Annotated in this window: 12 protein-coding genes; all 12 read left to right on the top strand. The window is 65.3% G+C overall.

Translation table 11 applies throughout. From position 1 onward, the window contains the following. Positions 1-210: hypothetical protein (locus GIW57_RS22920; RefSeq protein ID WP_236513018.1), on the top strand; the 210-nt coding region annotated here is incomplete at its 5' end. A gap of 118 nt (positions 211-328) precedes the next feature. After that, positions 329-1,564 carry a flagellin gene (locus GIW57_RS22915; protein WP_236513016.1) on the top strand — a complete coding sequence of 412 codons (1,236 nt, stop codon included), beginning with the start codon at positions 329-331 and terminating at the stop codon, positions 1,562-1,564. Positions 1,565-1,636: 72 nt separating this feature from the next. Beyond that, positions 1,637-2,794 (top strand): flagellin, encoded by a 1,158-nt coding sequence (locus GIW57_RS22910; RefSeq protein WP_236513014.1) that lies wholly within the window; start codon positions 1,637-1,639, stop codon positions 2,792-2,794. Between the two features lie 86 nt (positions 2,795-2,880). Beyond that, on the top strand, positions 2,881-4,116 hold the full coding sequence (locus tag GIW57_RS22905) for a flagellin (RefSeq protein WP_236513013.1): 1,236 nt from the start codon (positions 2,881-2,883) through the stop codon (positions 4,114-4,116). Positions 4,117-4,558: 442 nt separating this feature from the next. Further along, the gene (fliD, locus tag GIW57_RS22900) at positions 4,559-5,977 is read left to right on the top strand and encodes a flagellar filament capping protein FliD (protein WP_100465300.1); all 1,419 of its coding nucleotides are present in this window, start codon (positions 4,559-4,561) and stop codon (positions 5,975-5,977) included. Positions 5,978-6,106: 129 nt separating this feature from the next. Further along, a complete protein-coding gene (fliS, locus tag GIW57_RS22895; protein ID WP_100465299.1) occupies positions 6,107-6,523 on the top strand; it encodes a flagellar export chaperone FliS in 417 nt (138 codons plus the stop codon). Beyond that, on the top strand, positions 6,520-6,813 hold the full coding sequence (locus GIW57_RS22890; RefSeq protein ID WP_025879004.1) for a hypothetical protein: 294 nt from the start codon (positions 6,520-6,522) through the stop codon (positions 6,811-6,813). The genes fliS and GIW57_RS22890 overlap by 4 nt, the downstream gene beginning before the upstream one ends. Further along, positions 6,810-7,388 (top strand): PilZ domain-containing protein, encoded by a 579-nt coding sequence (locus GIW57_RS22885; RefSeq protein ID WP_089241025.1) that lies wholly within the window; start codon positions 6,810-6,812, stop codon positions 7,386-7,388. Before GIW57_RS22890 ends, GIW57_RS22885 begins: the two co-directional genes overlap by 4 nt. A gap of 91 nt (positions 7,389-7,479) precedes the next feature. Beyond that, complete coding sequence (locus tag GIW57_RS22880) at positions 7,480-8,112, top strand: response regulator transcription factor (RefSeq protein ID WP_089241023.1); 633 nt, start codon at positions 7,480-7,482, stop codon at positions 8,110-8,112. A gap of 300 nt (positions 8,113-8,412) precedes the next feature. Then, positions 8,413-9,822 carry an RNA polymerase factor sigma-54 gene (gene rpoN / locus GIW57_RS22875; RefSeq protein ID WP_236513011.1) on the top strand — a complete coding sequence of 470 codons (1,410 nt, stop codon included), beginning with the start codon at positions 8,413-8,415 and terminating at the stop codon, positions 9,820-9,822. 14 nt (positions 9,823-9,836) lie between these two features. Continuing rightward, entirely contained in the window at positions 9,837-10,214 is a 378-nt protein-coding gene (locus GIW57_RS22870) for a response regulator transcription factor (RefSeq protein WP_049460600.1), read from the top strand. Next, positions 10,211-11,716, top strand: a complete 1,506-nt coding sequence (locus GIW57_RS22865; RefSeq protein ID WP_236513009.1) for a sigma-54 dependent transcriptional regulator — start codon at positions 10,211-10,213, stop codon at positions 11,714-11,716. Before GIW57_RS22870 ends, GIW57_RS22865 begins: the two co-directional genes overlap by 4 nt. Positions 11,717-11,914 lie beyond the last annotated feature (198 nt).

Below are 11,914 nucleotides of genomic sequence, written 5' to 3'. Positions count from 1 at the left end.
CCTGCATCGCGGCCTTTTTCGTTTCTGCCGGGAACACACCCCGCCGCCACCATTCAGCTTGCCGGGCAGGCGCCGATACCTCTTCTGGCGCCGGTCAGGTTCTGCCTGGCCGCCCTTCCCGGGTTCACCCCGCCCCCTCCGGGCCAGCGGGAATCCTCGGAAAAACAGCGTTCAGCGATGAAATTCGGCCGCAACGAAATTCCCCGCTAAAGGTTGTTGACAAAGCGCCGTTATTCATTTGGCAACGGCGAAGCACACAGCCACACAAAAAAACAGGCGGCGCTTCGTTTCATTCACCAACGGGTTCCATATAAGAGGAGACGACCCCATGGCACAGGTAATCAACACCAATACGATGTCGCTCAACGCTCAGCGCAACCTGAGCACCAGCGGCAACTCGCTGGCCACCACCATCCAGCGCCTCTCGTCCGGCCTGCGCATCAACAGCGCGAAGGACGATGCCGCCGGCCTGGCGATCTCGGAGCGCTTCAGCACCCAGATCCGCGGCCTGGATGTGGCCATCCGCAACGCCAATGACGGTATCTCGCTGGCCCAGGTCGCCGAAGGTTCGCTGAGCGAAGTCGGCAACAACCTGCAGCGTATCCGCGAACTGGCCGTGCAGGCCTCCAACGCCACCAATTCCAGCAGCGACCGCAAGGCCCTGCAGGCCGAAGTGACCCAGCTGGTCAGCGAAATCGACCGTGTCGCCAAGCAGAGCGACTTCAACGGCACCAAGCTGCTGGACGGCTCGTTCACCAGCCAGCTGTTCCAGGTCGGCGCCAATGCCGGCCAGGCCATCGCGATCAACAGCGTGGTGGATGCAAAGGCTGAATCGCTGGGTGCAGCGAACTTCCTCGATGCCGGCAAGATCGCCTTCAGCGCAACCGACATGGAAGACGCGAAGGGTACGCTGAGTGGCCTGAAGGTCGGCAACGTTTCGCTGGGCGACATCAAGTTTGACTACACCCCGCGCGCGGTGGCCGGCACCCCGGAGCCGGCCGTCGACAACGCCAACATGGAGCGTGCGGCCAAGGCCGTGGCAGCAGCCATCAACAACAAGCTGGGCGAGACCGGTCTGTACGCCGCGGTGGCCACTGCGCCCAATGGTGCAGTCATTCCGGGCGAGGTCGCGCTCACCTCTGTCAAGGCTGATGGAAACACGACTGACATCACTGTCACCAAGCCGCCGGTGGCTCCGGCCACGACCCCGGTCGCGATGAACACGGTCGGCCCAGCAGCCAGCCCGGTTCATGTCGCCGACATCAAGATCGACACCGTTGCGGGTGCGCAGCAGGCCCTTTCCATCGTCGACAAGGCACTGGAATCGGTCAACAGCGTGCGCGCCGACCTCGGCGCGATCCAGAACCGCTTCACCTCGGTGGTGGCCAACCTGCAGACCTCCTCGGAGAACCTGTCCGCATCGCGCAGCCGCATCCGCGATACCGACTTCGCCAAGGAAACCGCCGAGCTGACCCGCACCCAGATCCTGCAGCAGGCCGGTACGGCCATGCTGGCCCAGGCCAACCAGGTACCGCAGAACGTGCTCAGCCTGTTGCAGCGCTGACATGAGCCGCCTCCGGGGCACGTCGGGGGCGTCTAACCCAACTCACGTGCAACCGCTCAAGGACCTCTCCTCATGGCACAAGTAATCAACACCAACACGATGTCGTTGAATGCTCAGCGTAACCTGAGCACCAGCGGCAGCTCGCTGGCCACCACCATCCAGCGCCTGTCCTCCGGTTCGCGCATCAACAGTGCCAAGGACGATGCGGCCGGCCTGGCCATCTCCGAGCGCTTCGGCACGCAGATCCGCGGTACCGACGTGGCCATCCGCAATGCCAACGACGGCATTTCGCTGGCGCAGGTCGCCGAAGGTTCGCTGACTGAAATCGGCAACAACCTGCAGCGCATTCGTGAACTGTCGGTGCAGTCGTCGAACGCCACCAACTCCGACAGCGACCGCAAAGCACTGCAGGCCGAAGTGACCCAGCTGGTCAGCGAAATCGACCGCGTCGCGAAGCAGTCCGAATTCAACGGCACAAAGCTCTTGGACGGCTCGTTCTCAAGCCAGCTGTTCCAGGTCGGCGCCAACGCAGGCCAGGCCATTGCCATCGACAAGACTGTCGATGCCAAAGCTGGCTCGCTGGGCACCACCAAGTTTGCTGCTGACGTTACTGGCTCCGCTATCGCTGCTGCAGCCGCTGATGGCTCGATCGCAGGTCTGACGATCAATGCGATCGCCATCGACAAGGTCGAGTATAAAAACGGCGCTACGGGCGCCGACATTGCCAAGTCGCTGGCCACCGCGATCAACGCCAAGATCGGCGAGTCGGGCGTGTACGCCACCGTGGGCGGCACTGCTAAGGATCAGGTCGTGCTCAGCTCGGTCAAGGCCGAGAAGGATCTGGTCGTCGGTGGCACCATCACCGGCTCCGGCTTGACTGCCGCCACCACCACTGCTGCGGCCACTGGCACCAGCAGCGTAGTCCAGAGCCTGGACGTCACCAGCGTCAAGGGCGCACAACAGGCCCTGGAAATCGTCGACAAGGCATTGGGTTCGATCAATAACACCCGCGCTGACTTGGGTGCGATCCAGAACCGTTTCACCTCGGTCGTTGCCAACCTGCAGACCTCGTCGGAAAACCTGTCCTCGTCGCGCAGCCGCATCAAGGACACCGATTTCGCCAAGGAAACCGCTGAGCTGACCCGCACCCAGATCCTGCAGCAGGCCGGTACGGCCATGCTGGCCCAGGCCAACCAGGTGCCGCAGGGCGTGCTCAGCCTGCTGCGCTGATCCGAACTCTGATCGATCTCCGGGCGCTGCATGACGCGGCGCCCGGATCCTGAAACACGTTTCACCTTCGCCAAAGGAAAAGCACCATGGCACAAGTCATCAACACCAATACCATGTCCCTGAATGCTCAGCGCAATCTGAGCACCAGCGGCAGCTCGCTGGCCACCACCATCCAGCGCCTGTCCTCCGGTTCGCGCATCAACAGCGCCAAGGACGATGCCGCCGGCCTGGCTATCTCCGAGCGTTTCGGCACGCAGATCCGCGGTACCGACGTAGCCATCCGCAACGCCAACGACGGCATCTCGCTGGCCCAGGTCGCCGAAGGTTCGCTGACCGAAATCGGCAACAACCTGCAGCGTATCCGCGAGCTGTCAGTGCAGTCGGCCAACGCTACCAACTCGAGCAGCGATCGCAAGGCGCTTCAGGCGGAAGTGACCCAGCTGGTTAGCGAAATCGACCGCGTCGCCAAGCAGTCCGAGTTCAACGGCACAAAGCTCCTGGACGGCTCGTTCTCCAGCCAGCTGTTCCAGGTCGGCGCCAACGCAGGCCAGGCCATTGCCATCGATAAGACCGTCAATGCCAAGGCAGACTCGATTGGTGCAACCACCTTCGCTACCGGCGGCACCATCAAGATTGACGGAACTACCCTCGCAAGCGGCACCATCAGCGGGATGCAAGTCGGTGCACTTAACATCGGGGAGGTCAAATTCGACTTCACGACTCCACCGACCGTTGGCGGAACTGTTACCGCTGCAGATGTGGCCGCAGTCCAGAAGTCGAATTCCGACAACGCTGTCAAGGCGATTACTGCTGCAATCAACGGCAAAATCGGTGAAACCGGCCTGCAGGCCGCACCATCGGTGAATGCCACAGGCGCCGTTGTTCCAGGCGAAATCACGCTGACGTCGGTGAAGGCCAACAACAAGGCAGCTGACATTGCCGTCACGGTCACCGGCACCCCGGCAGGTGTTACGTTGAACACGGACGCTGCCGATGGCGCCGCTGCCAAACGCTTGTCGGACATCAAGATCGAAACGGTGGCCGGTGCGCAGCAGGCACTGGAAATCGTTGACACCGCACTGGGCTCCATCAACAGCACCCGCGCCGACCTCGGTGCGATCCAGAACCGTTTCACCTCGGTCGTAGCCAACCTGCAGACCTCGTCGGAAAACCTTTCCTCGTCGCGTAGCCGCATCAAGGATACCGATTTCGCCAAGGAAACCGCCGAGCTGACCCGCACCCAGATCCTGCAGCAGGCCGGTACGGCCATGCTGGCCCAGGCCAACCAGGTGCCGCAGGGCGTGCTCAGCCTGCTGCGCTGATCCACGGCAAGAAGGCGCCGCTACCGTCGGCTTGAACCGACGGTAGCGGCAACCCGACAGCCACGGTGTACACAGATGCGGGCCATGCCCGGCCCGGGAAGCTTCCCGAACCGTCTTGGCATCGCCCGCCCCTGCGGACCTCTCTTTCAGCGTTGTGCATTTTGACTGTACGTACCGGGCGGCTTCGTCTCCCCCCGATTGTCAGTAGCCTGATCCCTCCCCTGCATTGGGGGAGGGTTTTTTACAGACCCCCGGCAGCCCGCGGTGAACCCACCCGCACCCTGCCCCAGACCTCCTGCAACCGGCGTGCCAGAACCGTCCCCCGGCCAGTGGCACGGCGCATGCATCAACGAAGTCCTCAAGACCCAGCGGCGCAGGCCGCTATTTTCGTTGACGACGGGCCGCCGCACGACGGCCAGGCCCGTATACCAGGAGAAACGACGTGGCAGACTTTGGATACGGTGGCATTGGCTCAGGGCTGGACATCTCCAGCATCGTCAACCAGCTGGTCGCAGCTGACCGCAAGCCGGCGGACAACGCGCTGAACCTGCAGCAGTCCAAGACCAAGATGCAGCTGTCGTCGCTCGGCACGGTCACCTCGGCCTTCGACAAGCTGAAGACCGCCCTGACCGCGTTGAAGGCCACCACCGCCTTCGACACCCGAACCGTCAGCGCAACCGGCAAGGCCGGCCCCAACAACGCCGATGATGTGCTGACCGCATCGGTGGCGCTGTACGACCTCGGCACCAGCAAGGCGGCCGCATCCAACGGCACCCACAAGATCGAGGTGAAGAATCTCGCGTCGGCGCACAAGCTGATCGCCGACACCTCGGTGCCCAAGACCGACACCTTCGGTGCCGGAACCTTGACGCTGACCGTTGGCGTGGGCGACAAGGCCAAGACCATGAACGTGGAGGTGGAGGAAGGCGATACCCTCACCACCGTCCGCAACAAGATCGACGCCGCTGGCCGCAAGGAAGGCGTGCAGGCGACACTGATCAGCTCCGGTGACAACCAGTACCTGTCCATCGCCCAGGAAAAAACCGGCGCGGCCAGCGCAATCAAGCTGGAATACGCCGGCAGCGATCCGAAGCTGGGCGCGCTGGTCGGCAGCCTGAAGGAAAACAGCCCTGCCAAGGATGCGCTGCTGACCATTGACGGCGTGGAAGTGGTGAGTGCCAGCAATACCGTGGCCGACGCCGTCCCGGGCCTGACCCTGAACCTGAAAGTGCCGGGCCTGAGCACCGTCACCATCAGCACCGACACCACCGCCGCGACCAAGGTGATGCAGGAGTTCGTCACCGCCTACAACGCGGCCATCGCGGCGATCAACACCGAAACCAAGTACGACCCGAAGACCAAGGAAGCCGCCACACTGACCGGCGATGCGCAGATGCGTGGTGCGATCGCGCAGCTGCGCTCGACGATGTCCGGCGTGCTCAAGGACCTCGCAGGCGACGAACTGGACGCCAAGGCGCTGGGCCTGCAGACCCGCGGCTATCCCAACGCCGATGGCACCCTGGTGCTGGACAGCACCAAGTTCGCCGCCGCCCTCGCCGCCCAGCCGGAGAAGATCCGCCAGGCGGTCACCGGCGATACCGGCGGTGCCGGCCGGCTGTATTCACTGGTTGACGGCTACGTCAGCACCACGGTCGGCAAGGAAGGCGCATTCGTCGCCCGCACCAAGGGACTGAACACCACGCTGGACAACATCGACAAGCGCCGCAAGGACCTGGACGCGCGCATGGTCGGTGTCGAGGCCCGTTACAAGAAGCAGTTCGTGGCATTGGACAGCCTGATGGGCAAGCTGCAGCAGAGCAACACCGCGCTGCAGCAGCAGCTGGCCCAGTTGAACCGCTGAGGAAACACGCGCGACGCTCAAGTTTGGCGCCGTACGCACCGATAACGGACGCAACAGCAATCATCGCAGTGCCGGCGTCAACGGTCCCTTCGACCGCACCCCGGCACCCCGCGCAAGGGAGAATCACGAATGTACGGTTCCAGCCGTCAGTACGCCGAGCAGTACCGCCAGGTGGGTGTGACCAGTGCGGTCGCCGATGCCGATCCGCACAAACTGGTGGCGCTGCTGCTGTCCGGCGCACTGGAACGCGTGCGCCGTGCACAGGCCACCCTCGATCAAGGCGACCAGGCCGGCAAGGGCAAGGCGATCGGCGAAGCATGCGCGATCGTCGCCCACCTCAACGGCTCGCTGGACCATGAAGCTGGCGGCGAGATCGCCGGCAACCTGGCCGCGTTGTACGACTACCTGCTGCAGCGCCTGACCGAGGCCAACCTGCACAACGACCGTGCTGCACTGGACGAATCGCTGCAGCTGCTGGGCGAGATCGACGGTGCCTGGAATGCCATTCCGCACGAACAGCGCCGTTCCGCGGCGGTGGCGCCATGAGCCTGCTTGAACTCAATGCGCAGCTGGATGCCTTCGAGAAGGCCCTCGACGAAGAGGCATTCGAACAGGCCGACAGCCTGCTCGATGGCCATGACAGCACCCTGCACGCACTGCTGAGCCAACCGCTGGGCAGCGCCGACCACGCACCGTTGTCCGCGCTGCTGGAACGCCAGCAGAGCCTGCTTGGCCTGCTGCGCCAGCGCCGTGATGCCGTCTCCGTGCAGATGCAGGACGGCCGCCGCTCCCTTCGCGCCGCGCATGCCTACCTGCAGGCAGAATCGCTGGCATGACCGTCCTGCCGACCACATCCCTGCATCACCCGGCTGAAAGTGAGCTGTTCGACGAAACGCTCAGCTGCGAACTGGCCCTTCCCGCCGAGTTCCAGGCCGGCAGTGCAGTGGGCCGGACCAGCAGTGCCGAAGGCCTGCTGCGCAGCCTGGCGCTGGTCGAAGACAGTCGCATCGACGAACACGAAGAACGCAGTGAAGCCAGCCTGCAGCTGCAGCGCCTGGAAGCCAAGGTGGACCTGACCATGGTCCTGCTCGGCCGCCTGATTCGCCAGCAGGGCCAGGAACCGACGCTGCGCCCGGTACGCTGGTCACGCCGCGGCATCCGCCTGCAGCTGGGGCCGCGCAGTGGCAGCCTGCCCGGCCAGGCAGGCGTGGTCCGCCTGCAACCGAGCGACTGGCTTCCCGACCATATCGACCTGCCGGTGGAAGTCATCGCCGAAGCGGCCGATGGCGGCGGTGGCCACTACCTGTGGCTGCGCTTCCATCGCCTTGGCGATGGTCTGGAAATGGCGATGGAACGGCATCTGTTCCGGCTGCATCGGCGACAAGTGGCCGAGGCCCGCCGCGCACGCTGAAATCTGCCACCATGCGGCTGGACCGACGGCCCTTGGCGTGCCCGTTCAGCTAAGTTAAGGTGGTCCCCCCTCCCCAACCTCCAGCGTGCCTGTGCGAGTTCTCATCGTCGACGATCACACCCTGGTTCGCGCCGGCCTGGCGCGGCTGCTGCAGGGGTTTGCCGACGTGCAGCTCGTCGCCGAGGCCAGCAATGCCGAACAGGCACTGCAGATGGCCCTGCTGCACGCCCCGGACGTGGTGCTGATGGACCTGTCGCTGCCCGGCCGCACCGGCCTGGAAGCGCTGAGCGACATTCGCCTGCGTGCACCCGGCACGCGCATCGTGATGATGACCATGCACGATGACGCCGCCCACGTGCGCGATGCGCTCGACCGGGGTGCCGTCGGTTTCGTGGTCAAGGATGCCGCGCCGCAGGAACTGGAACTGGCGCTGCGTGCCGCGCATGCCGGCCAGGTGTTCCTGAGCCCGCAGATCTCGGCCAAGATGCTGGCACCGATGCTCGGCCGCGAAAAGCCGACCGGTATTGCCGCACTGTCGCCGCGGCAGCGCGAGATCCTTCGCCGCATCGGCAAGGGCGAGAGCAACAAGGAAATCGCCGCCGACCTGGGCATCAGCGTCAAGACGGTGGAAACCCATCGCGCGCGCATGATGGAATCGCTCGGCTGCCGTCGTGCCAACGATCTGCTGCTGCTGGCTGCGCGCCACCAGCACGAGCTGGAATGACGTCCGCACGCCACGGGTAACGCCGTGGTGCCGCCCACGGGCTCCGCGACGAAATACCGTCACCCACGCGCGTCCCGACGGGATTCCGTACAAGAGGTGCGAGCGAGCAGCTCGGCGACCAACCACGAATCAACGATTTAGCGACCGGAATCGTCAAATTCCCGCGCTTGTGTAGGGGATTTCCTTACAAGCTGTCGGGAATACCACCAACCCCCTCAGGAACCCCCCGATTCCGCCACTGCCGGATCAAAAGCAAGATGTGTTCCACAAGGCGTCGGGGAGCGGCGCCAGGGAACCACGATGAAGGCTTCACTTTCGACCCAGCTGGGCCAACAGCTTCACCTCACCCCGCAGCTGCTGCAGTCGATCCGGCTGCTGCAGCTCGACGGCCTGCACCTGGAGCAGGAAATCCAGCGACTGCTGGATTCCAATCCGCTGCTGGAAATCGAAGACGCCGAGGCGCCCGCCGCTGAAGCTACCGATGCAGCCAGCACCACGCTCGATACGGCCGCCTTCGACGAACTGCCCGAATCCTCGATGTGGGATGTGTCCGGTGCCAACTGGCAGGACGGCGACGACGACCGCATGGCACGCATCGCCGCTGGCGAGTCGAGCGACCCGCAGCTGCGCGTGCTGCAGCGTCTGGCGCTGGACCTGGACGAGCGCGAACTGGCCGTGGCCGCCTTCTGGCTGGAACACTGCGACGATGCCGGCTACCTGCAGGCACCGCTGGCGCAGCTGCAGCTTCTGGCCAGCGCCCAGTTCGACATCGATGGCAACGGCGTTGAAGCCATCCGCCAGCACCTCCTGCAGGGTGAGCCAGCCGGCATGGCCGCGCAGGACCTGCGCGAATCGCTGCTGGCCCAGCTGTGCAGCCTGCACGGCGTGGTACCGGCCCGGCATCTGGCCGCGCGCATTCTGGAAGGCGCGCTCGATGCCCTGGCCTCCCACGACTACCCCGCCCTCGCCCGCCAGCACGATGCCGAGATCGAGGACGTGCGTGAAGCCGTTCGCCTGATCCTGTCGCTGCAGCCGCGCCCCGGCGACAGCCTGCTGCCCGAGCGCAATGCGGTGGTGGTGCCGGACGTGGTCGCCTGGCACGCCGACGAACAATGGAAGGTGGCACTGAACCCGGCCACCAGCCGCCGGGTGTCGATCAACAGCCAGTACGAACAGGCCCTGGCCGAGACCAGCGAGACCGCCCCGGCGCTGCGCGAGATGCTGCAGGAGGCGCGCTGGTTCAGCCGCGGCCTGTCGATGCGCTACGACACCCTGCTGCGCACCGCGCGGGTGATCGTCGAGCGCCAGGCGGCCTTCCTGGTGCGTGGCGAGGAAGCCATGGCGCCGCTGACCCTGAAGGAAGTGGCCGAGGAAATCGGCATGCACGAATCCACCGTTTCGCGCATCACCACCGGCAAGTACCTGCAGACCCCGCGCGGCACCTTCGAACTCAAGCACTTCTTCGCCGTGCGCCTGGAAGGGGCCAGCGTGTCCGGCCAGGCGGTCAAGGCCATGGTCCGCCGCCTGATCGACGCCGAGCCCGCCGGTCGCCCGTTGGCCGACGAGGCCATCGCTGGCCTGCTGTCCCGCCAGGGGGTGAACATTGCCCGTCGAACCGTCGCAAAATACCGCGAACAACTGGATATCGCCCCGGCCCGCGAACGGCGCCGGGTCAACGCCAGGCAACCGCAGCTGGCCCGGGTGGGCTGAAAAGGATGTTGGACATGAACAAGCTCACAGTTCTGCTGGTCGATGACCACGAGGGCTTCATCAACGCGGCGATGCGCCACTTCCGCAAGATCGATTGGCTGCAGATCGTCGGCAGCGCCGGCAACGGCCTGGAAGCGATCGAACGCTCGGAAAGCCTGCGCCCGCAGGTAGTGCTGATGGATCTGGCGATGCCCGAAATGGGCGGCCTGCAGGCCACCCGCCTGATCAAGTCGCAGGACGATGCACCGTACATCGTGATCGCCAGCCACTTCGATGACGTCGAACATCGCGAACACGCGCTGCGTGCCGGCGCCGACAACTTCGTCAGCAAGCTGTCCTACATCCAGGAAGTCATGCCGATCCTGGAAGGCCTCAGGGAGGATCGATCGTGAGCGAATCGCGCATCCTGGTACTGGACAACGACGCAGTACGTGCCGAGCGTACCGTCGCCCTGCTGGAATTCATGGACTTCAACCCGCGCTGGGTTTCCGACGCCGCCGACTTCGACCTGGCCCGCCAGCGCCAGAACGACTGGATGGCGGTGATCGTCGGCAATCTTGACGACAGTGCCGCCAGCACCGCGCTGTACGCGTGGCTGGGTGGCAGCAGCTTGCCACCGCCGGTGCTGCTGGCCGACGGCCATGCCGCTACGTTCGCCCAGCAGCATGGCCTGCACGAAGCCAACATCTGGCCGCTGGAGGCGCCGCTGCGCCACGCGCAGATGGAAGCCCTGCTGCGCCGCGCCAGCCTCAAGCGACTGGATGCCGAACACCAGGCCGGTGCCGTGCAGGACCAGGGTCCGACCGGCAACGGTCCGGCAGTCAGCGCGCTGCGCACGATGATCGAGCAGGTCGCCGCGTTCGACACCACCGTGCTGGTGCTGGGCGAATCGGGCACCGGCAAGGAAGTGGTATCGCGCAGCATCCACCAGCGCTCGCCGCGCCGCGACGGTCCGTTCGTGGCGATCAACTGCGGCGCGATTCCGGCGGAATTGCTGGAAAGCGAACTGTTCGGCCACGAGAAGGGCGCCTTCACCGGCGCGCTGACCGCGCGCAAGGGTCGTTTCGAAATGGCCGAGGGCGGCACCCTGCTGCTCGACGAGATCGGCGACATGAGCCTGCCGATGCAGGTCAAGCTGCTGCGCGTGCTGCAGGAGCGCAGCTTCGAGCGCGTCGGCGGCAACCAGACCATCCGCTGCAACGTGCGGGTGATCGCCGCGACCCATCGCGACCTGGAAAGCCGGATCGCCGATGGCAAGTTCCGCGAGGACCTTTTCTATCGCCTCAACGTGTTCCCGATCGACGTGCCGGCCCTGCGCGAACGTCGCGAGGACCTACCGGCGCTGGTGGAAACCATCGCCACCCAGCTGGCGCGCACCGGCCGTGGCGAAGTGCGCTTCACGCCGGAAGCGCTGCAGGCGCTGGCCAGCTATGAGTGGCCGGGCAACGTGCGCGAGCTGACCAATCTGGTCGAACGCCTGGCGGTGCTGCACCCGGGTGGCTCGGTGCGCGTGCAGGACCTGCCGGCACGCTATCGCGGCGATGCCGCGCTGGCTACCGTGGCAGTTGCCGCAGCGCCGCCGGTAGTCGCCAGCGAAGAGCGCCTGGACCTGCGCAGCTTCTCGTTCCACACCCCGGGCAGCGGCAACCAGCCGTCGCTCGAACACGGAATCGCGGTCAACCGCGCCGCAGCGCCGGCCGCGTTGCCGGACGACGGCCTGGACCTGCGCAACCACATGGCCAACATCGAACTGGGCCTGATCAACGAAGCACTGGAACGCACCCAGGGCGTGGTCGCCCACGCCGCCCAGCTGCTCGGCCTGCGCCGCACCACCTTGGTGGAAAAGCTGCGCAAGTACGGCATCGAACGCGAGCCGGCCGAACTGGCCAGCTGACCCGCGTTGCCAGCATGAAGGGGGCACGAACGCCTGGGCTTGCCCGGGCGTTGGTGTTTGTGGGGGTGTTGTTGCCGGGCTGCTGCCCGGCACCCGCAGAGGCAACGGCCGAAGCAAAGGCCGAAGCAACAGCAACAGCTGGCTTCCTGCGCGATGCGCGGGCGGGTCAGGGTGCGGGGGACGCTGCAAGTACGTCCA

Origin of the sequence: Stenotrophomonas sp. PA-6-5C (assembly GCF_021605635.1) — a bacterium.
GTDB classification, from domain to species: Bacteria; Pseudomonadota; Gammaproteobacteria; order Xanthomonadales; family Xanthomonadaceae; genus Stenotrophomonas; species Stenotrophomonas lactitubi.
The sequence above is the reverse complement of the archived record's forward strand: the minus strand, read 5'-3'. Positions and strand labels throughout refer to the sequence as shown.

Bases quoted from the DNA above. Each gene is read 5' to 3' on its own strand.
- GIW57_RS22915 (WP_236513016.1), top strand. From the start codon at position 329: ATGGCACAGGTAATCAACACCAATACGATGTCGCTCAACGCTCAGCGC.
- GIW57_RS22910 (WP_236513014.1), top strand. From the start codon at position 1,637: ATGGCACAAGTAATCAACACCAACACGATGTCGTTGAATGCTCAGCGT.
- GIW57_RS22905 (WP_236513013.1), top strand. From the start codon at position 2,881: ATGGCACAAGTCATCAACACCAATACCATGTCCCTGAATGCTCAGCGC.
- fliS (WP_100465299.1), top strand. From the start codon at position 6,107: ATGTACGGTTCCAGCCGTCAGTACGCCGAGCAGTACCGCCAGGTGGGT.
- GIW57_RS22890 (WP_025879004.1), top strand. From the start codon at position 6,520: ATGAGCCTGCTTGAACTCAATGCGCAGCTGGATGCCTTCGAGAAGGCC.
- GIW57_RS22885 (WP_089241025.1), top strand. From the start codon at position 6,810: ATGACCGTCCTGCCGACCACATCCCTGCATCACCCGGCTGAAAGTGAG.
- rpoN (WP_236513011.1), top strand. From the start codon at position 8,413: ATGAAGGCTTCACTTTCGACCCAGCTGGGCCAACAGCTTCACCTCACC.
- GIW57_RS22870 (WP_049460600.1), top strand. From the start codon at position 9,837: ATGAACAAGCTCACAGTTCTGCTGGTCGATGACCACGAGGGCTTCATC.